Here is a 25,707-nt window from a genome sequence, read left to right as displayed (position 1 = left end):
TGAGTGACGACACGAATGTCTGTTGCGCGGTCCGTGCGCTTCAGGAGGCCGCATCACGGGCGAAAAGCTTCTACCAAATGAAAAGCGGCCGCCCCGCGGGGTTTGAGACATTGGATTTGGAATATCGCCTGTATAGGCTCCGCAGAGCCCTCGGCGCACAGGATAAATGCATGGATGCAGATTGCCCTCACCGGGGGCAAGGGCAACTCGAAGAAGAGACGACCAAAATGCGAGCTTGAACCATAGTTAAGCCTTGCAGACCAATCAGGGTCAACTTGTCAATGCGCACTATGTCCCCTGATCCCGGTAAGTGCTCCAAGGGCACGCGACGCTCCTTGATCAATTCAACTCCAGAATGACGGCATGATCCGTGAGGGTAAGCGGCACGATCCGCACATTCGAAAAGATCGATTGCGGTTGGCTGCCGATCGTTGGGTCATAGACAGACACCGTATGAAATTCCTTGCCAAGGTCGATTGAGACGCTATCCGATCCGGTGCCCGGCGGGTTTTCATCCCACACGGCGAGGAACAATCGGCCATCCTCCCGTTGCAGCAGCAAGTCGTGGACCGTCGCCGGGGGGGTCCCAAGGTAACCATAGGGCAATTGCCCAATCGCCGACGGTGGGCCGGAACTCGCCAGGATCGACGTCAGATTGTGGAAATACGTCGCCCCGAGCTTTGGCGTTTTGTCGGCATGGAACAAGCCCCAGGTCGTGCCGGTTGTATCGTAGAGCTGGTATTGGATTGTATAGCCCCAGCCGAGTTTGAACTGGTCCAGCATCAGGGACATCAGGAGTTTGCCCTGGGCATCCTCGGTGACGGAGCCCCCGGCAGCCGCCGCCGCCGTTTGCAGGCCGGTCTCGGTCGTCACTTTCGGAACAGTTGGTCCTTGCGCCACCGCATATCCGCGATATTTTTTGGCCCAGGTGATGATGTTGTTGCCGTAAAACCCATCGATGCCGGCCACGTTGTCGGTGACGGATGCCGTCAGCCATGCGCGGTTGGGCGGAATTGGATCGGGATGAACCCCGCACACATAATTGTGGACATTGGCATAGTCCGCGAACGCTTGGGTCGGCGAGAACCCGGCCGCAGCCAGTTTGTCAGGATCACCAATCCCCGGCGCAAGCTGATTGACCTGCAGGCCATAGTTCCCGGTCTCAGCCCCGACTTCGGACGGGGCAAAAACCGGAATACCGGCAAGCAGCGGGTCGGCCTTCACGGCCGTATAAAGATCGGCCTGGAACTGCGCCACCGGCAGCCAGTCCGCGCCCCTTGCGCCACCCGTATTGCCTTTATAGACGGTATTAAAGTTCCCCGGCTCATTTGGCCCCTCGATTGCTAGGAGCGCACCAGCAGCATTCAGTTGTTCGGCAAATCCGATATACTGATCCAACGTCGCATATTGCGGCCCGGCATTCACGAGCATGACAGTCTTGGCGCCCGTTGCCTGATAGAGCGCAATCGCATTGGCGACGCCGGCTGCATTCTTGACCAAGCCATCGCGAAATGCCTTGAATCCAAGATAAGCAACCAGCGAATCGCGCGTTGGCGTTCCTTTATAAATGTTGCCACCGGTGCCCAAGGATTCGAGAAACCGGCTCTGAGGTTGCGCCATCGTGCCTTCGGCCAGCGCATGTGTCGCGATCAATGTCGCAATGGCCGAACCGGCCAAGAGTCGCCGCATTATTTCACTCACAGATCGAATGCCGCCACGAGGGGTGCCGCGGAACCAGATATCCCAACGGTGTCTTCACAACCATAAAAAAGAGGTCCCATATATCAGAGTTTCCTTTTGCTTTGCGGTTCTTGAAGTTAATGCTGGGAGACCCATTTCTTTTACCGGGGGCGGGCAATTGCAAAGTCCGCTTGATGGGATAAGGGTTAAGGTTATGCAACTCATAGATTTTTCTCAATTCGCCAAACGCCGCACGGCAGATAGGCAGCGGGCGCATGACAGTGTCACCGTGACTCAGGCGGATGAGGGCGATCGCTGGGCCCAGCTCCACACCGCAAATCCAGAGTGGGAGATCCGCCAGACTACGCTGCCTGGCGATGCGGAGACCGATTTTTGGGGCGATTTGCAGTTCCGGCTGGCCTATCCCACACATCGCCTGCGCGCCCACTGAAACCAGATCGGGAGGGCCCAAGCCTTCCTGACTCTTGGGGCTCTCCTGTGACCGCAGGCCCGGGCGATGAACTTGGCCTCGGATCATTTCCTTGCATATTGTTTTTACAGCGCTGACCGGCGCCGATGTCGAAGGACTGATCTGGCCACCGTCCTTCAAGCGGAGAATCAGAGCTTCTTGCGGAGAAAAATCCGCATCCTCTCAAAATCGAAGGTCGCGGCGTAGGGCTTGAAGAAATCATGGCCGACCATGCCAGCGAGGTGGAAGCCAAAAGTGTTTTCCCACGGAAACGGGCCATCGTAGAGACCCGCGACATTGTCTTCCCTTATATCTCCGAAGGAAAGGCGGCGCACGGTATAGGGTACGATTTTCAGCTTTCCGCCTGCCCCCGCCCCTTCGAAAGCTCTATCTTCCTCCAATTTAATCCCGGCCTCCTTGATCACCGGCTCCGCCAATTTGGCTCCCGCACCCGCGAGACCTGTGTCAACGAAAAGGAGCGCTGGCGGAAGTGACTCCACACGGCCCCAGCCCACCATGAAGTGGTCGCTCGCAATCCAGAAGGGAACCGCGACACTCTTGCCCGATGACTCTGCGGCAAATTGCTTCAGGTTTTTCGCGGTTTTCCGGCGCAGTACAAGCTCACCGTTTGGAAAATCGAGGGTCGCCAGGAAATGGTACAAAAGATTGGTCCCAATGCATCCGTCGATACGCTTCACCCCAAGTCCTTCGGAGAGCTGGCGCAGGGCAAGCGAGACAACGGGCAGGTTCTTGATCGTCCAATCGCCAATGGTGAATGAGTCAATGCGCGACTGTTGAACGGCAGCGTGCTCACCGCCGGAAAAAGTGCCCTGCCCTTCCCCGAATTGCGGAAGGCCAAGCTCTTTGGCGAACTCCGTATCGAGTGCAACCTCCGAACCTCCGGTATCGATGAAGAAGATAACCTCGCGCCCGTCGTTCACACGCACGCTGACCAATGGCAGCGGATCCGTCTTTAAGAACTTCAACCGCAGAGTTTGCCCGTCGCCACCTCATAGGGCGTCTGGCCCTTGAAGCTCTCCAGCTTCGCGACATTCAAAGTTGGATACTGCGAAGCAATAAGCGCATTGGTGCTGACGTCAATGCCGCTCAGCGAGGCTGCCGCCCTTTGGAAATCGTCCCGGCGATAAAAGACCTCGGCCAGCATGACCTTGGGATCGGTTTCAGCAGGCCTCATTGTTATGGCCTTTTCCAGCCATTTGCGCGCATCGTCGAGCTGGTTGGAGAGCAGCGCGATGCGGCCCAACTGGAGAATTGCCGAATAGTCCTTAGGATTTTGAGCCGCCATCCGCGCGTAAACTTTGCCAGCTTCAGCAAACTTCCCGAGCTGGAAGAACCGGTTGGCAGAATCGATTTCTGATGGATTAGGCTGCGATGCCGCTTGTTGAGGGAAACTAAAAGGCGAGAGAATCACGGCAAGTGCAGAGAAAAGCCTGGCAAATTTCATTTGGAATTCCGCGATCAAGGGCGCAATGCAATGTCCGAGGTGTATCAGAAGCGGAGCCTATGGGCGAGTTGCCTACGCCAAGGACCCATCTTGTCAAAACCGCGCTTCTGCTTAAAAGTTTATCGCATTGGTGGTAGTCTTGATAGCTATGACCGCAGCAGGAATTCGTGGCTTTCGCGGCAAATCGGGATGACTCGCCATGGCTGCAGATATCGATGAAGTTTTTGGCGTCCCGCCGCGAAAAGCGGCAACTTCACACGAGATTGGGCAGAGTCTCGACAGCCTTTCCTTGCACGAAATCGCTGAGCGCATCACGATGTTGCAGGCTGAAATCAACCGGCTCGAGGACGCCGGGCGTGCCAAACAAGCATCGGCCAGCGCCGCCAACGCCTTTTTTAAAATGAAGGGACCGGCCTGACGCCAAGCCGGCAGCCACGTTTGCGATGGTCGGGAGACCCACGGAAGCCGCCGTACAGGCGGGTTACCCATGCCCGCCGGATGGATTGGGATTCACCGCGGGTTTGATTTGATGATGTTACGGCGCAGGGATTGACGCACTCCTTCGAACCGGCTTTCTCCGGTCGCGGCATTGAGGCTGGCAAGACCTAGAACGTGAGGTGCCGGAGCATGGAGGACGGTGAGAACACGGGCTACCTTGCCGACGGATTTCGCAATGTTGACATGCAATCTGATTTTACCAAGTTTAAAGCCTGCCTGACATTCATCGACACTCTACCCTCTTTCCAGTCATATAAGTCGGAAGCCGACCGGCGGCTTTTATTATCTCAGGGAGGACGCTTTATCGACGTCGGCTGTGGGCTTGGCTTTGACACGGAAAGGATAGGAGCCAAGCTTGGGAAGCTTGGCAAGGTCGTCGGCCTCGACAATAGCCAGCAGCTTCTGCTCGAAGCGCAAGCCCGCCTCGGAGAGGAACCTGGCAATGTCTCATATGTCCTAGAAGACGCTCATGACATGAGCTTCGGGAACAATTGGTTTGATGGGGCGCGAACGGACAGAGTGCTTCAGCATGTCGAGAATCCCAGCCGTGTCATTGAGGAAATGGCAAGAGTCGTTCGTCCCGGCGGCCGCGTCGTTTGTGCGGAACCAGACTGGGGAAGCTTCATGATCGACGATGAAGACCTCGAGTCCGTTGAGACTGTCGCTGCGGCATGGACAAGCCGGCTCAGGAACAAATACATCGGACGTCAACTCGGGCGCCTCATGAAGGCCGCAGGCCTGGCCAACATCGCGATAAGTGGAGAGCTGTTGGTAACCAGCGGGATTACGGCGGGGAACATTGTCTTCGACATCGAAAAGACATGCCACGAAGTCGGGATCAAAAAGCGAACAAAAAGATACATCGACTGGTATCGCAAGATCGAGGAGAGAGACAAGAACAGCCCGGTTTTGTCGGGGGTGACAATCATCGTGGCATCGGGCACCAAACCGGAGGCGCAATGCTAAAATCCAATCTGCGGGACGGCCGTACGCGCAGTCGTCTTAATTGATTTGCCCGTATGCAATTATTGCTTATACCGGAAATACAATGGAACGGGCACTCAAAGAGCTACCCTCTTCAGACTCGCGATCCACGCCAAGCGTGAGTTCCGTCAAGTCGCTGGATCTCATCCGGGCACCACGAACCGCTAACCGGACCAGTTCTTGCCGTGATCGCACACGTCCAAGGAGACGCTCGACGTGTGGAGAGTTTGTAGAAAATTTCTGCCAATCGTACCAAAACGTTTCACGTGAAACGTTTTGGTACGATTGGGACCCGGCCCGGCCAGCCCAGCGGCGGCGCCCAAGCGTCATGAACCCAAGGACACCGCCGTTCCTTGAGAGCCCTATTTGGCCTGTTCCAAATGCGTGAGCGCCGCTTCGGCGTGACCCGTTGCCATGACGGCATGGTTCATTTTGCTCTCGCCAATTGTTTGTTCAAGTTCCTTGACGGCGTCCGAGGTATGGGGATTGCCTTTGGCGATGTCAGCGGCCCTGGCGTGGGAGAGCGCCACTTTGGCGTGTTCGCTGACGAGATCGGCGTGCCCATTCCGTCCATGGATCAGGGCTTGTTTTGTATGCAGAATGGCTTCGGTGATGTGATCTTCCTCCGCTCTTAAAACCTGCGGAATCAAAGAGACAGCAAGACCGAAGCCGAACAATGCGGCGAAGAGTCTGCGGGACATAGCGAATCCTCCGATTGATTTTACCGTTCTCGACAGCTCACCTTTTCCGGCGAGGCTGGCGATGGTAAAACGGTGCGAAATTCCCGAGCGCTGCATTGATCTGAAGCAATGCGCGCCTTTGATTCGGCCATCCGGACGCATGGCCGCGGATCGAACCAGCGGCGGACGCGGTAGTGCTTAAGCTTAAGCTTAGGAGTGAGAACAAAGGGCAGTGGCACAAGACTTCCTCTCTGCCCAGTATCTTTTCTCAACTTTGTCAGTATCTTTTTAACGCGCCATTGGATCGGCAGCTGCGTGCGGATGGAAAGCTCCAAGAAACTGCCCAGGCTGTGCGATTGACGTAGGAACCTATGACTCCGCTTCAAATCCTCCTCATCGAGAGCAACAGCGAAGACCGGCTATCGCTGCAAAAGGCGCTGAGAGACGCAGGGTTCGTGGTCAGTGAAGCATTGACAGCGGCGGAAGGCATAGAGGCTGCCCAGCACAACAATCCCGGCTGCATCCTGCTCGCCACTGAGCTGCAAGACAAGGAGGGGCTGGCGGTGCTGGAGCAACTCGTCCCCGATCCAACCGCCCCGAGGATTGCGGTTGTCATGCTGGTGAGTGCCGCCGATGATCTGAAAGGACCTCTTGCTATAAAAAGCGGGGCTCAGGATTATCTTACGAAATCTTGCCTCGAGCCGCGCCAGCTTCGCCGGGTGATCCAAAATGCGGCCGCGCGTGTCGAGCTGGCCGTCCAACGCCTCGGCGCGGAGCAGGAATTGGCGGTGAGCGAGGCCTGCTACCGGTCGATCGTCGAGGACCAAACCGAGATGATCAGCCGGTTCCACGCCGATGGCACTTTGACCTTTGTCAACGCGGCCTATGCCCGCGTCTTCGGCGGCACGCCATCCCAGCTCATCGGTTCATCCCTCTATAAACTCGTCCCGGATGTGGAACGCGCTTTCATTCGCAATGCCATCGCCAGACTGACGCCGCGCGCTCCCGTCCTCATCCACCGGCACCGGGTCTTTGCCGCTGATGGCGCAATTCGCTGGCAGGAATGGAGCAATCAGCTTTTGCCCAGGCGGGAGGGAAGGCCAGACGAGTACCAAGGGACAGGCCGCGATATCACCGCGCGCAAGGCGGCCGAAGATGCGCTGCGCGAGAGCGAAGCCAGGTTCCGGGGCATATTCGAAAATGCCGCCGTCGGAATGGCGCGTGTAGCGCTCGATGGCACCTGGCTCGAAGTCAACGGCCGCCTCTGCGAAATCACCGGCTATACCCGCAACGAGCTTCTTGGCAAAACTTTCCAAGACATCACGCATCCCGGCGATCTTGCAACCGATCTCGATAATCTGCGCAAACTTTTGGCGGAAGAGATTCAGCGCTATTCGATGGACAAGAGATATATCCGCAAGGACGGCGGCATCATATGGATCGCGCTTACCGTGACCATTCAGCGCGATGCTTCCGGAGTTCCACTCTATTTCATCTCGATCGTGCGCGATATGACCGCGCGAAAGCAAGCCGAGGAAGCGCTTCGCTCAAGCGAGGAGCGTTTCCGCACCATCACGACCACCGCTCAGGAAGGAATCTGGGCCGTCGATCGGGAGGGCAAAACTCTTTTCATCAACCCGCGCATGGCCGAGCTTTTGGGGGTGCGGACCGGCGATATGATTGGCGTGTCCATGACTGAATTCTGCTTTCCCGAAGACGCCGATGAAGCGCGCGCCCGGATAGCGGCCAATCTCATTGGCCAAAGAACGGAGTTCGAATTCCGTTTCCGGCACCAAAACGGATCTCAGCTCCATGTTCTCGCGGCCACGGCTCCCCTGAATGGCCCGAGCGGGGAGGTCATCGGGGCTCTCGGCGGTTTCCTCGATCTTGCCGATCGTAAAGCTGCCGAGGAACATCAGCGTTTCCTCATGCGCGAATTATCGCACCGCTCCAAAAATTTGCTTGCCATCATCCAGGCCATCGCTTCGCAGACCGCCCGTTCGGCTGTATCGCTGCCAGATTTCCGGGACCGTTTTTCGCAGCGCCTGCTCGGAATTGCCGCTTCACATGATGTGCTTATCCAGCAAAACTGGGAAGGTGCGCCGCTCGCCGACCTTATCCTTCAGCAAGTCGATCCATTCGCCGGTGCTGGTGACTCGCGCCTGCGGCTCGAGGGCCCCAATGTTTCCGTCTCTCCCTCGGCGGCGCAGGCGCTTGGTCTAGCACTGCACGAACTCGCAACCAATTCCGTCAAATATGGCGCTCTCTCGCAGCCAGAAGGTCACGTCAAGGTGACCTGGGATTACGAACGCGGCGGCGAGGAGAAGCCGCGGTTGCGGCTCCACTGGCAGGAGCGCGGCGGCCCCCTCGTTGCACCGCCGGCTCACAAAGGATTCGGGCATGCCGTGATCGAACATATGGTGGCGCATTCGCTCAATGCAGAGGTGATCCTTGACTTCGACCCCGAAGGATTAAGTTGGAAATTTGCAATGCCCGCAACATATCTCGCAAACTCGGACCCTTCCAAAGCTCAGTCTCAGAGCTGAGTGGCCGGTTGTGTGAAGTTCTTGCTGATAAGCCCCGCAAGTGCGCTTACCAAGGTCGCCGATGTCGCAGGTTTTTTGACGATCTCCGCCGCGCCCCATACATCGATCTTATCCGAATGGGCGGTATAGAACAGGAATGGGATGTTTTTATCGGATAACCGGCGGGCGAGGAACAGCGACGTGTCTTCCCAGAGCTCCATATCGAGGATTGCCGCTGAGATGTTCTCACTCTCGATTATGCGCAAAGCTTCGTCTACCGTCGCGAAGGGGCCTGCCACGGTACCACCTGCTGTTTTGATGATGTCCCCGACTTCGAAAGCGATCAAGGCTTCATCTTCGACGACAAGGATGCGATGCTTTGAAAGATCTGGTTTCACGAGATCAGCCATAGCGGACCTTTATGTCTCATAAAGCGCAACGCTTAACCGATGAAGGGTCCCCAAAGTTCCCGCAACTCTGCCATGGTCCTAGCGACACCTGCACTGTGAGGCCGTTGATTGCCCATTTTGTCGCGCAGCTTAGGACAGACTCTGGACCGCATTATTCGGTCATAATCCGGACTGTTGCCGCCATGCCAGGCTTGAGCAAAAGATCAGGGTTGGGCACCGTGATCTCTACCTCAAAGGCCGCGCCGTTCTCATTTGCGTGCGCCGCCGGCCGTACGTGCATCACTTGGCCTTGGAACTTCTGATTCGGAAAAGCTTCGACAGTGATCGCAGCTTTGTCGCCGGGCTTGACCTCACCGCTATCCTTCGCGGCGATGATTGCCTCGATGTGAACGAGAGCGGGATCCTCAGCGATGACAAAGAGCGGCGGCGTCTGTGAGCCCGCCGTCACCCGCTGACCTTCTTTGACATTGCGTGAGACGACTTTTCCATCGTTCGGAGAAACGATATTGGTATCGCTGAGGTTTGTCTCGGCGGCTTGGAGCGCGGCTTGGAGTTCGATGATCTTGGCCGCTTCGCGGTTTGCCTGGGTCTGCGCCCTCTCAAAAGCTTTGCGCGCCTTGTCTCGCGTTTTCCGGGACGGATGCTTCGCACCTGCTTCCCGGCTCTCAAAGGCTTCTTTCGCCTTCGCAAGACCGGCTTTGGCCTTTTCGAGTCCCGCCTCCGCAGCTTGCAGATCGGCTTTGCTGTGATCGACGACAGTTTGATAGGGGCGCGGATCGATTTTCGCGCAGATCTGGCCCGCTTTAACTTGCATATGGGTATCGCAAGAGAGCACTTGGATCACACCGGAGGCACGCGCACCGACCGGTACGGTTTCATTGGGACCGACGACGCCCTTCGCGATGACGGTGCGGACATTCAAACCGCTTCCGGTCCCCATCTGCATGGACTCATCCATGAATGCCATGTTGTGGTTCAGATGCGCCATGATCCAGAGCGAACCGGAAAGGAGAAGCAGAACGATCAGCACGCCGAAGGCGAGCGCCATGACATTGTTGACATTGTCCGAACCGGTCGTGATGTGGAGAAAAAAGACGAGGTGAACGCCCATCTGGGCAATAGCGAGAACGACGAGGGCGACGGGAATGCTCGGCCCCCAGACGAGTGTGGTGCCCGAGATGAAGAAGGACACAATGGTGAGCAGAGTCGCGAGCCCAAGCCCAATCAGATAGCTCTTCAGTCCCTCGGCGATCTCGCCCCCGTCGTCGAGGCGCTGATCGCCTGGCGCGATGTCCGTGTGATGAAGGTCGCCTGCCGGATCGATATGGCTCATAGCGCGGCCCCCATCAAATACACCACGGAGAATATCGCCACCCAAATAATGTCCAGGGCGTGCCAGAACAGACTGAAGCAGAGAATGCGCCGGAGAATATCCGCCCGATAGCCTTTGGCGAACACCTGCGCCATCATTGTCAGCAGCCACAGCAGGCCGGCGGTGATATGAACGCCGTGGCAACCGACCAAGGTAAAGAAAGCCGAGAGGAAGGCGCTCCGCGTCGGCCCTGCGCCACGCGCGATCATGCTCGCGAACTCCCGGATCTCGATGGTGAGAAACGCGGCGCCAAGGATGAAGGTCGCGGCCATCGCGCCATTGAACCAGGATCGGCTCCGCGCCCGGGCGCCGATGCTTGCGACGCCGACGGTGAAACTCGAAGCAAGCAGGAATGCCGTCTCGAGCGCGACGTTGGAGAGGTTGAACAGCTCACGGCCGCTCGGTCCGCCTGCCGTATCGCCCACCAGCACCGCATAGGCGGCGAAGAAGGCTGAGAACATGACGATGTCGCTCAGCAGGAAAATCCAGAACCCGAAGGCGGTGACGATGCGCTTCGATGCCAGCCCGCCCGCTGCGTGCCCCAGCCCCTGCTGCCGGTTGGGCAATTCACGGCTATGGCCAAGACCTGTGCCGTCGCGTCCAGTGACTGCCGCGTCGTAGGGGGTCATGGCGTCGCCTGGCGGCGGGCAAGCGCCGCGCCGCGCGCGCTTCTGTTGGCGCGATCGATGCGTGCCACGGCTTCCGCTGGGATGACGTACTCATCCGTATCCCGCCAGGCAAAGACTACGAAAGTCGCATAGGCGCCAACCGCGGCCAAGCCCACCATCCACCAGATGTGCCAGATCAACGCGAAACCCATGAAGGTCGCGAAGAACGCACAGACGAAACCGGTTGGGCTGTTCCTGGGCATTTCGATATCCGCATAGGCTGGCTCCTCGCCGAGCCTCGCCTGCTGGAGAGCGCGCTGCTTCACGCCCCAATAGGCATCTTGGCTTTGGATATCAGGGAGCACCGCGAAGTTGAAAGCCGGTGGCGGCGACGGCGTCGCCCATTCAAGGGAACGTCCGTTCCAAGGATCGCCGGTCTCGTCGCGAAGCTGGTTGCGCCGCCGGATGCTGACAACGAGCTGCGCGATCTGCAGGGCTATCCCGACGAGAATAATCGCCGCGCCGCCGGCGGCGATCAGCAACCACGGATGCCAAGCCGCGACATCATAGTGCTGCATGCGACGGGTCATTCCCATGAGACCGAGGACATAGAGCGGCATGAAGGCCACGTAGAAGCCGACAGTCCAGCACCAAAAAGCTGCCTTGCCAAGCCCTTCATGTAGCCGGAAGCCGAACGCCTTCGGAAACCAATAGGTGTAGCCGGCAAACGAACCGAACAGCACCCCGCCGATGATGACATTATGGAAATGGGCAACAAGAAAAAGGCTGTTGTGAAGCACGAAGTCCACTGGCGGCACCGCCAGCAAAACCCCGGTCATGCCGCCGATCACGAAAGTTACCATAAAGCCGAGCGACCACAGGATCGGTGTCGAATACACGATTCGGCCGCCATACATAGTGAAGAGCCAATTGAAGACCTTGACGCCTGTCGGCACCGCGATGATCATCGAAGCAATACCGAAGATCGCATTGACGTCGGGTCCGGCACCCATCGTGAAAAAGTGGTGCAGCCAAACGGTGAACGACAGGATGCAGATGACCATGGTCGCGGCGACCATCGAGCGGTAGCCGAACAACGGCTTGCCTGAGAATGTCGAGACCACTTCCGAGAAGACGCCAAAGGCGGGTAGAATGAGGATGTAGACCTCCGGATGCCCCCAGGCCCAAATGAGATTCATGAACATCATCATGTTGCCGCCGGCTTCATTGGTGAAAAAGTGGAACCCGAGGTAGCGGTCGAGCACCAGCATGGTCAGCGTCGCCGTGAGGATGGGGAATGCCGCCACGATGAGCAGATTGGAGGCGAGCGCCGTCCAGCAGAACATCGGCATGCGCATATAGGTCATGCCGGGCGCATGAAGCTTTAAGACCGTGGTGATAAGGTTGATGCCCGCAAGCAAAGTTCCCACACCCGAAATTTCGAGCGACCACAAATAGTAATCGACCCCGACGCCGGGCGAATACGTCAACTCGGAAAGCGGCGGATAGGGCAGCCATCCGGTCCGCGCGAATTCCCCGACAAGAAGCGAAATATTGACGAGCAAGGCGCCGGTGGCGGTCAGCCAGAAGCCGACCGAGTTGAGAGTGGGAAAGGCGACGTCGCGGACCCCGAGTTGAAGCGGCACGACGAAATTCATCAGCCCAATAACGAAAGGCATCGCGACGAAGAAGATCATCAGCGTGCCATGAGCCGAGAAAATTTGATCGTAATGCTCGGGCGGCAGATAGCCTTCGGAGCGGAATGCGAGGGCCTGTTGCGACCGCATCATGATTGCATCGGTGAAACCACGCAGCAGCATCACCATCGCAAGCACGACATACATAACGCCGATTCGCTTGTGATCGACACTCGTGATCCATTCCCGCCAGAGATAGGGAAACCATCCCTTCAGAATCACTAAGGCAAGGACGCCGATGATCGCAACGCCGACCACACTCGATGCGATCAACGGAATTGGCTGATCCAACGGAATAGCCGCCCAGCTGAGCTTGCCCCACATCTTTATTTCTCCGTTCGCGGGGAGACACTCGGGTCAGGCCGCCCGATTTGCGGGCCAGGTCCTGGCGGCAGTTTCTGTGTGACGATCTTCTGAAAGAGACCCGGCTCGGCGGCGCGGAAAGTGAATGGACGGACGTTCAGGCTCTGCCTCGCCAAGTCCGTATAGCTTTCCGGATCGAGGACGGGACCCTCGTTGCGCGTTGCTTCGACCCAAGCGGTAAACCGCTCCGAAGGCACCGCGAGCACGTCGAAATGCATGTCCGCGAAACCATCGCCGCTATAATGGCTCGAAAGACCTCGGAAGGTGCCGGGCGCATCCGCCTGCAGATTCAGCTGCGTCGTCATGCCGTTCATCGTGTAAATCATGCTGCCGAGTTGCGGGATGAAAAAGGCATTCATCACACTCGCCGATGTCAGGGAGAAATGAATGGGCACCCCGGCGGGAACCACCAATTGGTTGACGCTCGCGACGCCTTGAGTTGGATAGATGAAGAGCCACTTCCAATCCAACGAGATCGCCTGCACCTCGAGTGGCGGCGTCTTCGATGCCAACGGCTTCGCGGGATCAAGATCATGGGATGCGATCCAGGCAACGCCACCGAGGAGCATGATCACGAGAACCGGGATGCTCCAGACTATAAGCTCGATTCGGCCGGAATAGACCCAATCCGGCAGATAGCGTGCACTGGCGTTCGAGCCTCGAAACCACCAGGCAAAGACAAGCGTTGCGGAGATCGTCGGGATCACGATCGCGAGCATGATGGCGAGCGAGTCGATGAGGACCATCTTCTGGGATATCCCAACAGGTCCTTGTGGGTCGAGGATTGCCGGCTGACATGCGGTCAGGATCATAGGCGCCATAAAGACCGCGGCGCGCTGAGCCTGCGGGCTCATCGAACAAAGGCGCCGGAATAGGTTCACTTGCCTGGCCTCCCGTTCAGATTGCCCGTGCAACGGCACGCGGCCAAGTTTTCAATCGCGGCTGTTGCATTTGGTATGGTGTTTTCACAATCCCTTCTCCCCCGCTCACCTGGATTCTGAACTAGCATCCTCCCGATGCCAAACTGGGTGGGGACATCGTTGCCGCTTCTCAGGGGAACGCGAACCGTCCGGCAATGTTTATGTCAGGACTGGACAGAAGTCTATCACTGTCAAGGTTGCCATGCCGAGTTCATCCATCATTCACAATTCACACGGCGGCCTTCTGCATCAACGCGATTACCTGAATACCCGCATAAGAACAGCTAAAATCCCATGAGCGACGCCGAAGTTTGGTGATCTTCGTGGCACGTACATGAAGCTTACCTTCGTCCGAGTTGCGAACAAAAATGAAAATCAGCATCAAACGGATAAGCTTCCGAGCCTCCGCCCAAACAGCAATTCTTGTTCGTTTCGTCAAAAAGATTACGATAATCCCTTCGTCCGCATCATTAGGGCTCTTGCGATGCTGCTCGTAGGAATTGTTAAGTCGAGACATCATTGGTTTGTTGAGACTTCATGCGCTTCTGCTTGGGGAACTTTCCGGGCATTTCCGAATTCATTTAAAAACCGCGCCTTTGGCGGACGGAAAATGGGCTTTGACAGTCTCTCAGGCGGACACGACGCAATCTGAAACTATCAAGAGTCTCGCTCCTAACCTGTGAATGCCGATGAAGAAACATGTTCCACTGCGCATAGCCCTTGTCGCTCCTCTCGCAGAGGCGGTGCCCCCAAAGCTTTATGGGGGGACGGAGCGCGTTGTATCTTGGCTGGCTGAAGCGCTTCTGAGGCAGGGGCACCAGGTCACCTTATTTGCCAGCGCGGAGTCCAAGACGGCGGCGAAGCTCGTTGTCTGCGCGCCGCAGAGTTTAAGACTTGCTGGGATCAGAGATCATCTGGGAAGTACACTTGCCATGTTACGCGAGGTGAGGCGGCGCGCCGATGAGTTCGATATTATTCATTTTCATGTGGATCTTCTGCCGCAAGCACTGTTCCATGATCTTGCGTACAAATGTCTCGTGACCCTGCATGGACGCCTCGATCTGCCGGATGCCTTTCCTCTCTATAAATGCTATCCGGAGATGCCGCTGGTCTCCATTTCAAACGCGCAGCGTCGCCCCATGCCTCCAAATGTCAATTGGCTCGCCACGATCCCGCATGGTCTTGAGCCTGATCCCTGCGCGTTCCATCCGGAAAGTGGCGGCTATCTCGCTTTTCTCGGGCGTATCTCACCTGAAAAACGGCCTGACTTGGCGATCGAAATCGCCAAGCGCGCGGGGCTCCCCTTGAAGATCGCGGCTAAGGTGGACGCCGCCGATTTTACTTATTTCAAAGCCGAGATTGAACCGCTTCTCGATCATCCACTCATTGAGTTCATTGGTGAAATAGGTGACAGCGAAAAAGCTGCGTTTCTCGGGAATGCGCGTGCGCTGTTGTTCCCGATCGACTGGCCGGAGCCATTCGGCCTTGTCATGATCGAAGCCATGGCTGCCGGCACGCCAGTGATCGCTTGGCCCAATGGGTCGGTGCCGGAAGTTATCATTGACGGGGTCAACGGCCGGATCGTTGAGTCCGTCGAAGCAGCAGCGGCCGCTGCGCAACAGGCCGGCCAGATGGATCGGCGCAAAGTTCGCGCCGATTTTGAACAGCGATTTACCGCCGAGAAAATGGCGGCCGCCTATCTCGCTGCTTACCGGTCGCTTTTGGCCTGCGCTCCGGCGGTTGCGAAGCTCGCGGGGCCTCCCATGACATCTCCTGCGGTATCCGAACTCTTGCGGGCAAATTGGGAAGATGCGGCGGGCCGTAAGAGTGCGGCGGTTGACGCACTCTTACCCGGGCAATAAGTTTAACCGCCAAGCTGCCCTGTCATGCGCTAATGCGCTGGGTTCCTTCACATCCAGCTCCAGCTCTCGCCAAGAAAATGATCCATGGATGTGAAGATCGAGCTGCCGCAGCATTACATCGAGATCGAAGGGTCGCTCGTGCAGCGGCGGCTGCGCAATCTGAAGCATGGCGATGCTTTTGCGGTTTTCGATGAGTATGGCGACATCGGAGTCATTGGTGCCGGTCCTGAAGGACTTTATTTCAACGATATGCGCTTTTTGTCCTGGTACGGACTCCGCATCGAAGGGCAGCGCCCTTTGTTGTTGGGCTCTGTCGTTCAAGATGACAATGCCGCGCTCTCCGTCAATCTGACGAACCCGGATGTCCATTCCGGCGGAACGATCTCGCTTCCGCGCGACACGATTGCGATCGAACGAACCAAGTTTCTTTGGCAGGCTGTCTGCTATGAGCGAATTGGTTTTCGCAATTATGCCGATAGCACCCGGCATTTCCAAATTGAGATTGGATTTGGCGCCGATTTTCACGATCTCTTTGAGGTGCGTGGAACGTCACGCAGCCAGCGTGGAACTTGTACCGCAACGGTAACCGAGGATTGCGTTGCGTATTGCTACACGGGGCTTGATGATCTTAAGCGAAAGACGGAATTGCGGTTCTGGCCGCTACCTTTCCGTCTGGAACCGGGTCGCGCCACATTTGCCTTTGAGCTTGCCCCCAATGGCCTCCAGTCGCTCTTTGTGTCAGTCCTTTGCGGGGATGGGAACAAGCCGGAAAGGGAGCGCTTTGGACCTGCCTACCGGGCTCGGCGGCGGGCGATTCGGCACAAGACCGCCGGCATCGCGACGGTTGAAAGTTCAAACGAACTCTTCAATGAGATTTGCCGCCGGTCCACCGCCGACCTTTATATGCTGATCACACGAACCCGTCATGGGCTTTACCCTTACGCGGGTATCCCCTGGTACAACACGGTCTTTGGACGTGACGGGATCATCACCGCCATGCTGCTTTTGTGGCTCGACCCAAACATCGCCAAGGGGGTTCTTGGCTTTCTCGCCGAGACTCAGGCAACAACCCTAAATCCGCTTTCCGACGCGCAGCCTGGCAAAATTCTGCATGAAACCCGGAATGGCGAAATGGCGCGGCTCGGAGAAGTGCCATTTCGCCATTACTACGGCACCGTCGATGCAACGCCGCTCTTTGTCATGCTGGCAGGGATGTATTTCGACCGGACCGGCGACATCGGAACGATTAAAGCGATATGGCCAAATATCAAGGCGGCTTTGCAATGGATCGACACATTTGGCGACGCCGATGGGGACGGCTTTGTTGAATATTCGCGCCAAACCGGCACTGGCCTTGTCAATCAGGGCTGGAAGGATTCCTACGATTCGATTTTCCATGCCGATGGAACCTTGGCAAACGGCCCGATCGCGCTGAGCGAAGTTCAAGGCTATGTGTTTGCCGCAAAGACGCATGCTGCAAGTCTCGCTTCCCGCATGGGCGAGCCAGAATTGGAAATCAAATTGCGCGGCGAAGCGCAAATTCTGCAGAAGAATTTCGAAGCAGATTTTTGGTGCGAGGAGCTCAGCACTTACGCGCTGGCGCTCGATGGTGGCAAGAAGCCATGCAAGGTCCAAACATCGAACGCCGGCCATGCGCTTTTCACCGGGATCGCGTCGCCGGAACGCGCCAGGCGCGTTGCCACGACATTGCTGGGACGAAATTCTTTCAGTGGCTGGGGAATTCGAACGGTCGCGAGCGACGCAGCGCGGTTCAATCCGATTTCCTACCACAACGGTTCGATTTGGCCGCATGACAATGCGATGATCGCGCTTGGCCTCGCCCGGTATGGTTTTGTGTCGCAGGCGGCACGTGTCTTTGCAGCGATGATGGAAGCTGCCGCATATCAGGATTTGCGCCGTTTACCGGAATTGTTTTGCGGCTTTATCCGCAAACCACACCGCGGGCCGACCGCCTATCCCGCGGCTTGCGCGCCGCAAGCCTGGGCTTCGGCCGCGCCCTTTGCTTTTCTTGGCGCTTGTCTTGGCATGGACCTGCGGCATGATCTTAATTCAATATCCTTTCGTGACCCTGTCCTACCCGCTTTCCTTGATTCTGTTACGCTGAACCAATTGGTTATTGGCAATTCATGCATCGACCTCAAATTGCAGCGGCACGGCCATGATGTCACCCTCAATTTGTTACGCAGACAAGGCGATGCCAAAGTCATGCTGGTGAAATGAAGATCGGGAGCTTTTCGTCCGATCATTTGGATGAGACTATCGGTGAAGGAAATAGATCACCGCAAACGCCAAAATGACCAACGCCAATCCTCAACTCAATACATAGCGTGTGACATGAGGTGTAGCACCCTGTCTCGCTTGCGTCGTCGTCAACGTGATTCGCTCGTCCGTCTGGCGGTCTCCGCCCTCTCTATTCATGGGAATTCTCCGCTTCAGCGGAAGCCGCTGGGCAACGTTCCAGTGGCTTCCGGCCGGTATCGTTATTTGCTTTACGAGCTTGCATGGGCGGCTTGATTGCGAAGATCCCGAATACGATCGTGATTTTCCTTTACTCCTTGATACTGGCGCCTGACGATGACTTCCACGTCTGGGGGGAGGCCTTCATCGAGAGCCCTTTCGTAAGCACTTTTGGCGGCATCCTCACCACGCTCGCATTCCTCCAAGACCGCATGTTCATCCATTCCGGTGAGAGATGAAACGATATTGGTCCAAGCACGATGGAGTGACCCGCTGACTGAGCCAGACGTCGCAGGCTCCCCGCCAAGACTACGTATCGTGGTCTTCAATTCCTCCGCGCCTTCCTCGCACCGGCGGGCAGCCGTCTCAAACACCATCTTCAAATGCTGGTTTGTGACACCATCCGCGCAAGCGACGAATCCTCGTATCCCGTCCTGGGTGGTTTCAAGCAGTGTATTCAATGTGCTGATGATTTTCCGATTATCCATGTTCATTCTCCTAAGAGGTTAGCCATCCGAACGGCTTGAACAGACGCATTGTTCCAAGAGATTTTCACGGAAGGTGGCACAATCCCCCAACCACCACCGTGGCAATTCCGCGTCGGGTGTTGACGTGCAAATCAGATCTCGCCGTAAGCAGCGCCGGAGATTAAGAGCCACTTACAGCTGGCCACCGTAACTCATCCCTATCGAGATAGTTCCAACGCCGCAGTGTCGTAGCTTTCGAAAAAACACGTCGACGCAACGGGCGCGCGTTCGCCCATTGAAAACATTTTTCAAAAATGACAAGCAGGACGGAATGATGCGTTTTGATCTGTTCGCGGGCGTCCAAACGGACACGTTGCCGAGCCCTCGGCAGGAGCCGGTGAAAGCCTTCACGGTGCCCCGCAGCTTTCTCCGGCTTGCATAATCGGTTAAAAGACGGCGAGATATTTGAGAAGTGAAATAATACCTATGAGGATCACAATGATCTGCACGATCTGTTTGGCCCTTCCATCAATCGGCAGGATATTGACGAGATACAATATCAGTATGACGACGACGAAGGTAATGAGCGCGCCAATAAGAGTATTCATACGAAGTCTCCTTCCCTAAAACCCGCTGCCAATGTCGAGACCCACTGTGAGGTGCGTCGCGCGGCTAAGGGTTGCTCCGCTTCTAAACCCGCGTTCAAGGCTTTCGTTCCAGGCCAGTCTATTTCTTTGCCATAAAGCTCGTTCCTTGGTCGCCCATCTTAGGCCGCCCGCATGAAATTGTGTGCGCCCGGGTGCGACACGCGTCGCATCTTTGTGCACCGTTTCTTAATCACCGGCGCCCGCGAAAAGTCGCCGGATCCGGCCGTCATGCGGTGTTGCGGTGCGCACCATCAACATGAGAGCCGGACCCGGTAATCACCGGTTAATCATCAATAGCGTTGCCATGATCACGCGAATGCACGCGCAACTCTGGAATGATCAATCTCACATTCTTGTTTCAGATTTCTTATCCCAGGCAGGCGCGCTCTTAAGATCGTCCTTGGTCCGATCGAGCACAAGCCAATCTTTGCCGTCCCGCGAGGTAACCTTCAGCTCTTTGAAAGGCACCGCAACATCCTTCTGACCGGCACCGAGGACGCCTCCGACGCCGATGACAGCAGTTGTGATGTCGCCGTTATTATTCAGAACCAAATCCGTGATAGCGCCGAGCTTGTTTTCGGCATTATCATAGACATCTGCCTTATAAATGTCGGAGGCAAGCCAGTTCCCCGTCGAAAGCGACGAAGACGAAGTTGCCGCCGAACGGCCCATGGGCTCGTAGGCAGGCATGGACCGCAAGGCTTCCTTGGTCCGATTAAGGGTCAGCCAGTCCTTGCCACCACGCGAGGAGATTTTCAGATCCTTGAACGGGATACTGACGTCCTTCTGCCCCACGCCAAGAAAACCGCCAACCCCAATGATAGCTGCCCTAATATTACCGCTGCCATTCATAGCGAGATCCGTGACATCGCCGATCTTATTCTCGGATTCGTCATAAACATTGGCCTTATAGATGTCAGACGCGAGCAACCGCATTGTCGAAACCGATGGATACGTTGCGGCCGGCCCTGTAGGCGAGGGCGCGGGACGCATCGAAGTCTGAGCCACGGCAACGCCGCTTGCGAGCACAAGTACCGAAGCAGACAAACAAAGTCTTTTCAACATGGCTATCTCCTTGACATGATATTGGAGGCCAGGGAACGTCAGGCTGAAAGTTTGGTTCCTTCTTCAGCGGTGCAATTACGGCTACATCTTTGGTGGCGCTTCGCTTGAAAAAAGCGAGCCTCGACCGCTGCTTAAGGCGCGGGAGGCAAGGCTGCAACGCTCGTCAACGGCTCCTCCGGAAAGACTCCCTCCCAGCCGCCGCCCAACGCCTTGTAGAGCTGCACGAGATTCGCCGATACGGCAGCGGTGCTTTGCGCATACTGCAGCTCCGCCTGCAGCAATGTTCGCTCGGCGTCGAGCGTCGTGATGAACTCGGCGACGCCATTCTCGTAACGTATCTTCGAGAGCGCGAGGGCCTGGCGAGAATGCTCCGTCTGCGCCTTAAGATGGGCGCGGTGCTGTTGTTCGGTCCGATAGGCGACCAAGGCGTTGACCACTTCGTGCCAGGCTTGGAGGACCGTCTTATGATAGGTGATTGCCGCCTCTTGCTGCTGTGCCTCGCGAAACTCCAGGGTCGATTTGAGACGGCCGCCCTCGAAAATTGGCAGTGAGATACTCGGGCCGAACACATATTGTAGCGAACTTCCCTTCCAGAGATTTTTCAGATCGAGGGCGTTCATCTCGACATTGCCATTGAAGGTGACGCGAGGATAAAAATCCGCCACGGCAACGCCGATCGTGGCCGTTGCTGCATGCAGTTGCGCCTCCGCCTGGAGGATGTCGGGACGGCGGCGGGCAAGCTCGGAGGGAATGCCAAGCGGCACGCGCGGGGGCGCTGGCGGTATCGGCTTTGCCCTTGCAAGTTCGGCACGCAGCGAGCCTGGCGGCTCGTCGAGGAGCAGGCTCAAGGCATTAAGCCGCGCCGATTCTTGGTCTTCGAGAGAAGGCAGGGTTGCGCGCACCGCTTCCACCTGCGCCGCTGCATTTTCGACATCCAACCCGGTCGTTAGGCCCTTTTGTGCGCGGGTCTTCGTCACCTGTAGAATTTCGTTGGAGCTTGCGAGATTTGCTTTCGCGATTCTGATTTGCGTCTGAACACCCCGCAGGTCGATGTAGTCCCGCGCCAGTTCGGCCAAAACAGATACGAGGATATTGCGGCGGTCATTTTCGGAGGCTTCGACCTGTGCGCTGGCAGCTTCGACTTGCCGGCGGACGCGGCCCCAGATATCGATTTCCCAGGACGCATCGAAGCCGGTTTGCCAGATGCTGATAGGCGGTACTTTGAACGGCGCCGCTAAAGGACTGGAAGAGGTCGCGAGGGGTTTGACCAAGCTCAAAACCCCGTTCTGGCTGAACAACTCGCGCTGGTAGGAGGCATTGCCATTGATCAACGGGAACTCTGCGGAGGCGGTCACGCCAAGCTGGAAGCGGCTTTCGGCCAAGCGGAGGGTCGCCGTTTGCACATCGAGGTTGGCGGCCGCGGCGCGCTCCACGAGCGAGGTCAGAACGGGATCATGGAACACCGACCACCATTGCGTTTCGGCCGCCGCAAAACCGCCGGGCGGAATCCCACCGGCAAGAGCTAAGGGCTCTGGCTTGCCGAGAAAAGAAACGGCCGGCAGCTGCGGGTCGGGCGGCTCGAAATCTGGTCCAGCCGAGATACAGCCGCAGAGGGCAAGACAGACCAGCAGCACCGCGATGAGGCCGCTTCGATCAGCCATGGTCGATCCCGCCATATTTAGTGCGATGCGCCACGGCTGCCCCCTTTCGTCCGGGAAAGAAAAAAGCAGACTGGCACGACCGCGAATGCGACAATCGCCGTGTAGCGGAATACGTCGGAATAGCCGAGCACCTCGGCCTGCGTCCGGTAAACCTGATAGACTCTTCCTACAGCCGCATCATGGGCCGCGCCCGCTGCGTATCCCATCGCCGTCAGAGTCTTTTCATATCGCGCGATCAGATCGTTGAACGGCTGATGAAACGGAGAAGCCCATTGCGCGAGATAGGACTGATGAACCTGAGTCCTCTCAATAATCATGGCGCTGGCGAGAGAAATTCCAATCGAACCGAAAACATTGCGGAACATCGCATAAAGGGCTGTCGCATCGCCATTCAGCTCGCGCGGCAATGTCGAAAAAGCGACCGTGCTGATCGGCACGAAAAGAAAGGCGAGGCCCGCCGTCTGCAAAGCGCGCATGAGGACGAGCGTCCTGAAATCGATATAGGCAACGAGCATGCTCGAAAAGATGAACGCCACCCCCATGATAAAGAACCCAGCCGCGATGACGTAGCGAATTGGAACGATTTTCATCAACCGGCCGACGATCGGGATAAGAAAGATGACGACAAGACCGCCAGGCGACAGGACAAGCCCAGCCCATGTCGCGGTATAGCCAACGACGGTTTGCGCAAATTGCGGGATGACCACGGCGCCTGCATACAGAGTCCCGCCTGTCGCTCCAATAAGAACGCAACCCATTGCGAAATTCTTGTCCTTGAAGACATCGAGATTGACGACTGGCTTTTTGGCGATCAAGAGCCAGCCGATGGCGCTGAGAATGCCAAGCCCCCCCAAGACGGCCATGAGCTGAATGAAGTTCGAGCCGAACCAATCTTCGTTTTCGCCCCGGTCCAGCATGATTTGAAAACAGCCGAGACCGAGCGTGATCAGCGACAGACCGATATAATCGATGTGCCCCGACCGGCGCTTGAGCCAAGGTGGATCCTCGACCAGAATCGAGGCAAAAAATACCGCGGCGGTTCCCACCGGAATATTGATCAAGAACACCCAGCGCCAATTAAAGGTGTCTGTCAGATACCCCCCCAACGTCGGCCCAAGCACCGGCGCAACAATCGTCGCGAGCGCGGTGACGCCAAATGCCGCGGCACGTTGTTCGGGCGGAAACGTATCGAGAATGATCGCTTGCTGTGTCGGCTGCAGTCCGCCGCCGAAAAAACCCTGCGCAAGCCGGAAAATGACGAGTTGTGTCAGGCTCGTCGCGGTGCCGCAAAAAAACGAGCAGACCGTGAACATGCCAAGGCAGATCAGAAAGTAGCGCTTGCGGCCGAACACCGTGCTGAGCCATCCTGATATTGTCAGGACGATGCCATTGGCGACCAGATATGAGGTGAGCGTCCACGTTGCTTCGTCAAAGCTCGTCGAGAGACCGCCCGCGATATGCGGCAAGGCGACGTTGACGATCGTCGTATCGAGAATTTCCATGAAGGCTGCAAAGGTCACAACGACCGCGATGGCCCAGCGGTTGTGCGAGGGTTGCCACCGCCGCGCCGCCGGAGTGTCGTTCTCGTTCATCGAACCGTCACCGTCGGCACGACCGAAATGCCCAGCGGCAGCGGGAGCTTTGGATCAAGGCCGCTGTCAATGGTGATTTTGACCGGTACGCGCTGCACGATCTTGACGAAATTGCCGGTTGCGTTCTCCGGCGGAAAAGCGGTGAATTTCGACCCCGACCCAAGCTGCACGCTGTCCACATGCCCGGTCAGATGAAGCTGCGGATAGGCGTCCACCTCGATCGCCGCTTTTTGTCCTGGACGTATCCAAGCAAGCTGGGTTTCCTTGAAATTCGCTGTCACCCAAACCTCGGGCGAGACAATCGAAAAAATCTGCTGGCCGGGGGTGATGTAATTGCCCATTTCGACATTGCGTTTGGTGATCCAGCCATCTTGAGGCGCCTTCACCACGGTCCAGGAGAGGTTCAAATCGGCTTGGTCGAGCCGCCCTTGCGCTTGTTCCGTCTGGCCCTTGAGCTGCCCCACTTGCGCGTCGGCCTCGCCGATTCGTTGCGGAACGGGCTCGGCTTCCAACACTTGCGCCTCGGCGAGCGCGACTTGCGCTTGCGCCTGCCGCAAAGCCGCCGTGGCGGCATCGACTTCCTGCTGCGTCGTCGCCTGTTTTGGCAGGCTCCGCTGGCGCTGATAGTCGGCTTGCGCCCTGATCTCTCCCGCTTGCGCCGAGGCGAGCTGAGCCTGTGCCTGCTTTAGCAGAGCAGGGAAATTTTTGCGTGCGATTTCGGCGCCGAATGTCTGGCCGGCAAGTTGCGCTCTCGCGGTGTCCAGCACGCCTACGGCGATCGTCCGGTCGTTCTCATATTGCCGCGGATCGATATGGACGAGCGGCTGGCCCTTATGGACAAATTGGTTGTCGGTCACGTCGAGGGACACGATCTGGCCAGAGACCTGCGGCGCGATATTCACGGCACGCCCGTCTATGAAGGCATCGTCGGTCGATACAATGTTGCGGGTAGAAAGCCAATAATAGATGCCGGCGCCCGCCAGCAGCGCGAGAACAGCAGTTCCGCCATACAAGACGAAGGGCTGCCGCTTGGCCTGTGTGTCAGCGGCCGTTGCCTGGCTAGGAACTGACCCCGATTCGCCGCTTGGGGCATCCGGGCCGGCACTTTCGCCGCCTTCCCGAGCTTGAATGTCGCCGTCTCGCGGAGGATTATCGAGTTGCCGGTCGTTCATCAGCCTGTCGTTGTTCGGCACCGTCATCAAGCGATTGCCCAAAATCGGGCGAAAGCTATGCCGGGCAGGAGGAAGCAGCTCAATCTGCGGCTGGACGGTCCGGACGTTATTACTCGGTTAGGATTGTGGCGGAAAAACACAATTTCGTGGGCCAAACGGGGCAGGCGATTTCTATGGGGACTCAAATCCGGCCCCCTACACCTGCGGGCACGGCCTGCGTAGTTTTCTTTTGGTCATTTTCATTACGGACCTATATTACAGCGATAGAGAATCGGTGGAGGAGCGAGAAATGAACAAATTGGATCGGCCCCGCGAAATTATAGAATATTGTTTGAAACCGCTCGCGTTGACGACGACAACGGACGAGTACAAAGAAGTCTATCGCAGGCTTGAACACGTTATAAAAACTCTCCAGGTGATGGTCGCGAGAGAAAAAAAGCCGGTTGCCATCGACTTTTCTAACATGAGAACCATCAATATTAATGAAGCTGCGCATGGCGACGATGCGTAGCCAAAGCGGAAAATCAAAACCTGAATTTCCGTGCGAGTAAGGGAATGTCGGGCCGGAATGCCGCAACTGTCGCTAACAGAGCGGTTCCAGCGGGGAGCCAGCGGAAAGCCGGCAACCAAGCGGTCGAAAACGTGCAGACTTCCCTATGACGCCAATAAAAATGCCCGCCTGCTGGATATCGCGGGCGAGCACTTTAAAGAAATTCAATGCCAAAGGGCCAAGGCCGATTTTGCGGGAAGCCCTATTCCTGGCAGATCAAGCCGCGCGTGACATAGACCCGGCCGTCGGGGCCGACCATCCGCGTCACTCTGACACAATCCTCATCTTCCCCAGCACCAGCTCGGCCAAGCTGAAAAGCTGGCCCTGCGCCTAGAGGCGCATAGACTGTCTTCGTCTGGGCCGCCCGTGAGGAGTCACCAAAAATCTTTGATTTTGGCGTAATCGTCAACGGTGCCGCGAACACGGCCGCGCCAAGGCAAGTAACCGCGACTCCCGCCATAGCGTATTTCAGAGCTTGGTTTCCGATTGCTTTGCGAGACTGGATCATGGCTTCTTCCGTTCCTTCCCACCGGTGAATTGAC

At 57.1% G+C, this 25,707-nt stretch carries 23 protein-coding genes and 1 pseudogene; 7 read left to right on the top strand and 17 right to left on the bottom strand.

Annotated elements, in window-relative coordinates:
• Positions 1 to 339 precede the first annotated feature (339 nt).
• Entirely contained in the window at positions 340 to 1,689 is a 1,350-nt protein-coding gene (locus tag QEV83_RS14425) for a hypothetical protein (RefSeq protein ID WP_280128399.1), read from the bottom strand.
• A 205-nt stretch (positions 1,690 to 1,894) separates the two neighbouring features.
• Between QEV83_RS14425 and QEV83_RS14420 the strand changes: the two genes are divergently transcribed.
• Complete coding sequence (locus tag QEV83_RS14420; protein ID WP_280128398.1) at positions 1,895 to 2,131, top strand: hypothetical protein; 237 nt, start codon at positions 1,895 to 1,897, stop codon at positions 2,129 to 2,131.
• A gap of 167 nt (positions 2,132 to 2,298) precedes the next feature.
• Here QEV83_RS14420 and QEV83_RS14415 read toward each other — a convergent pair whose 3' ends face one another.
• Complete coding sequence (locus QEV83_RS14415; protein WP_280131079.1) at positions 2,299 to 3,096, bottom strand: pepsin/retropepsin-like aspartic protease family protein; 798 nt, start codon at positions 3,094 to 3,096, stop codon at positions 2,299 to 2,301.
• A gap of 35 nt (positions 3,097 to 3,131) precedes the next feature.
• Complete coding sequence (locus tag QEV83_RS14410) at positions 3,132 to 3,614, bottom strand: tetratricopeptide repeat protein (protein ID WP_280128397.1); 483 nt, start codon at positions 3,612 to 3,614, stop codon at positions 3,132 to 3,134.
• A gap of 199 nt (positions 3,615 to 3,813) precedes the next feature.
• On the opposite strand from QEV83_RS14410, the gene QEV83_RS14405 reads away from it, so the two are divergent.
• Both QEV83_RS14405 and QEV83_RS14400 read left to right on the top strand, forming a co-directional pair.
• The gene (locus QEV83_RS14405; protein WP_280128396.1) at positions 3,814 to 4,032 is read left to right on the top strand and encodes a DUF1192 domain-containing protein; all 219 of its coding nucleotides are present in this window, start codon (positions 3,814 to 3,816) and stop codon (positions 4,030 to 4,032) included.
• Positions 4,033 to 4,241: 209 nt separating this feature from the next.
• The gene (locus QEV83_RS14400) at positions 4,242 to 5,078 is read left to right on the top strand and encodes a methyltransferase domain-containing protein (RefSeq protein WP_280128395.1); all 837 of its coding nucleotides are present in this window, start codon (positions 4,242 to 4,244) and stop codon (positions 5,076 to 5,078) included.
• A gap of 380 nt (positions 5,079 to 5,458) precedes the next feature.
• Here QEV83_RS14400 and smbP read toward each other — a convergent pair whose 3' ends face one another.
• Positions 5,459 to 5,797 carry a small metal-binding protein SmbP gene (smbP, locus tag QEV83_RS14395; protein ID WP_280128394.1) on the bottom strand — a complete coding sequence of 113 codons (339 nt, stop codon included), beginning with the start codon at positions 5,795 to 5,797 and terminating at the stop codon, positions 5,459 to 5,461.
• A gap of 350 nt (positions 5,798 to 6,147) precedes the next feature.
• Between smbP and QEV83_RS14390 the strand changes: the two genes are divergently transcribed.
• A complete protein-coding gene (locus tag QEV83_RS14390; protein ID WP_280128393.1) occupies positions 6,148 to 8,322 on the top strand; it encodes a PAS domain S-box protein in 2,175 nt (724 codons plus the stop codon).
• Here QEV83_RS14390 and QEV83_RS14385 read toward each other — a convergent pair.
• From QEV83_RS14385 to cyoA, 6 genes and pseudogenes are all read right to left on the bottom strand, one after another.
• Complete coding sequence (locus QEV83_RS14385; protein ID WP_280128392.1) at positions 8,313 to 8,711, bottom strand: response regulator; 399 nt, start codon at positions 8,709 to 8,711, stop codon at positions 8,313 to 8,315. The genes QEV83_RS14390 and QEV83_RS14385 overlap by 10 nt on opposite strands.
• Before the next feature lie 151 nt (positions 8,712 to 8,862).
• Positions 8,863 to 9,651 carry an efflux RND transporter periplasmic adaptor subunit gene (locus QEV83_RS14380; RefSeq protein ID WP_280131078.1) on the bottom strand — a complete coding sequence of 263 codons (789 nt, stop codon included), beginning with the start codon at positions 9,649 to 9,651 and terminating at the stop codon, positions 8,863 to 8,865.
• Positions 9,649 to 10,044: pseudogene (cyoD, locus tag QEV83_RS14375) on the bottom strand (cytochrome o ubiquinol oxidase subunit IV); the annotation flags it as partial. The gene QEV83_RS14380 and the pseudogene cyoD, both read right to left, overlap by 3 nt.
• Complete coding sequence (gene cyoC, locus QEV83_RS14370; RefSeq protein WP_280128391.1) at positions 10,041 to 10,712, bottom strand: cytochrome o ubiquinol oxidase subunit III; 672 nt, start codon at positions 10,710 to 10,712, stop codon at positions 10,041 to 10,043. The pseudogene cyoD and the gene cyoC, both read right to left, overlap by 4 nt.
• Positions 10,709 to 12,712: a cytochrome o ubiquinol oxidase subunit I gene (cyoB, locus tag QEV83_RS14365; RefSeq protein ID WP_280128390.1), complete on the bottom strand. Its 2,004-nt coding sequence runs from the start codon at positions 12,710 to 12,712 to the stop codon at positions 10,709 to 10,711. Before cyoB ends, cyoC begins: the two co-directional genes overlap by 4 nt.
• Before the next feature lie 2 nt (positions 12,713 to 12,714).
• Positions 12,715 to 13,563, bottom strand: a complete 849-nt coding sequence (gene cyoA, locus QEV83_RS14360) for a ubiquinol oxidase subunit II (RefSeq protein WP_280131077.1) — start codon at positions 13,561 to 13,563, stop codon at positions 12,715 to 12,717.
• 815 nt (positions 13,564 to 14,378) lie between these two features.
• Here cyoA and QEV83_RS14355 point away from each other — a divergent pair.
• Positions 14,379 to 15,533 (top strand): glycosyltransferase family 4 protein, encoded by a 1,155-nt coding sequence (locus tag QEV83_RS14355; RefSeq protein WP_280131076.1) that lies wholly within the window; start codon positions 14,379 to 14,381, stop codon positions 15,531 to 15,533.
• 84 nt (positions 15,534 to 15,617) lie between these two features.
• Positions 15,618 to 17,774, top strand: coding sequence for an amylo-alpha-1,6-glucosidase (locus QEV83_RS14350; RefSeq protein WP_280128389.1), 2,157 nt, complete (start codon positions 15,618 to 15,620; stop codon positions 17,772 to 17,774).
• 269 nt (positions 17,775 to 18,043) lie between these two features.
• Here QEV83_RS14350 and QEV83_RS14345 read toward each other — a convergent pair whose 3' ends face one another.
• The 6 genes from QEV83_RS14345 to QEV83_RS14320 all read right to left on the bottom strand — a co-directional run bounded on the left by QEV83_RS14345 (position 18,044) and on the right by QEV83_RS14320 (position 24,642).
• Positions 18,044 to 18,499 carry a PA2169 family four-helix-bundle protein gene (locus tag QEV83_RS14345; protein ID WP_280128388.1) on the bottom strand — a complete coding sequence of 152 codons (456 nt, stop codon included), beginning with the start codon at positions 18,497 to 18,499 and terminating at the stop codon, positions 18,044 to 18,046.
• 425 nt (positions 18,500 to 18,924) lie between these two features.
• The gene (locus QEV83_RS14340) at positions 18,925 to 19,086 is read right to left on the bottom strand and encodes a Thivi_2564 family membrane protein (RefSeq protein ID WP_280128387.1); all 162 of its coding nucleotides are present in this window, start codon (positions 19,084 to 19,086) and stop codon (positions 18,925 to 18,927) included.
• Positions 19,087 to 19,470: 384 nt separating this feature from the next.
• A complete protein-coding gene (locus tag QEV83_RS14335) occupies positions 19,471 to 20,190 on the bottom strand; it encodes a PRC-barrel domain-containing protein (RefSeq protein ID WP_280128386.1) in 720 nt (239 codons plus the stop codon).
• 131 nt (positions 20,191 to 20,321) lie between these two features.
• A complete protein-coding gene (locus QEV83_RS14330; RefSeq protein ID WP_280128385.1) occupies positions 20,322 to 21,851 on the bottom strand; it encodes an efflux transporter outer membrane subunit in 1,530 nt (509 codons plus the stop codon).
• A gap of 17 nt (positions 21,852 to 21,868) precedes the next feature.
• Positions 21,869 to 23,443: a DHA2 family efflux MFS transporter permease subunit gene (locus QEV83_RS14325; protein WP_280128384.1), complete on the bottom strand. Its 1,575-nt coding sequence runs from the start codon at positions 23,441 to 23,443 to the stop codon at positions 21,869 to 21,871.
• Positions 23,440 to 24,642, bottom strand: a complete 1,203-nt coding sequence (locus tag QEV83_RS14320) for an HlyD family secretion protein (RefSeq protein WP_280128383.1) — start codon at positions 24,640 to 24,642, stop codon at positions 23,440 to 23,442. The genes QEV83_RS14325 and QEV83_RS14320 overlap by 4 nt, the downstream gene beginning before the upstream one ends.
• Before the next feature lie 262 nt (positions 24,643 to 24,904).
• On the opposite strand from QEV83_RS14320, the gene QEV83_RS14315 reads away from it, so the two are divergent.
• Positions 24,905 to 25,126, top strand: a complete 222-nt coding sequence (locus QEV83_RS14315; protein WP_280128382.1) for a hypothetical protein — start codon at positions 24,905 to 24,907, stop codon at positions 25,124 to 25,126.
• A gap of 241 nt (positions 25,127 to 25,367) precedes the next feature.
• Here QEV83_RS14315 and QEV83_RS14310 read toward each other — a convergent pair whose 3' ends face one another.
• Positions 25,368 to 25,673 (bottom strand): hypothetical protein, encoded by a 306-nt coding sequence (locus tag QEV83_RS14310; RefSeq protein WP_280128381.1) that lies wholly within the window; start codon positions 25,671 to 25,673, stop codon positions 25,368 to 25,370.
• Positions 25,674 to 25,707: the final 34 nt, after the last annotated feature.

Source organism: Methylocapsa sp. D3K7, assembly GCF_029855125.1.
In the GTDB taxonomy this organism is placed as follows: domain Bacteria; phylum Pseudomonadota; class Alphaproteobacteria; order Rhizobiales; family Beijerinckiaceae; genus Methylocapsa.
The sequence above is the reverse complement of the archived record's forward strand: the minus strand, read 5'-3'. Positions and strand labels throughout refer to the sequence as shown.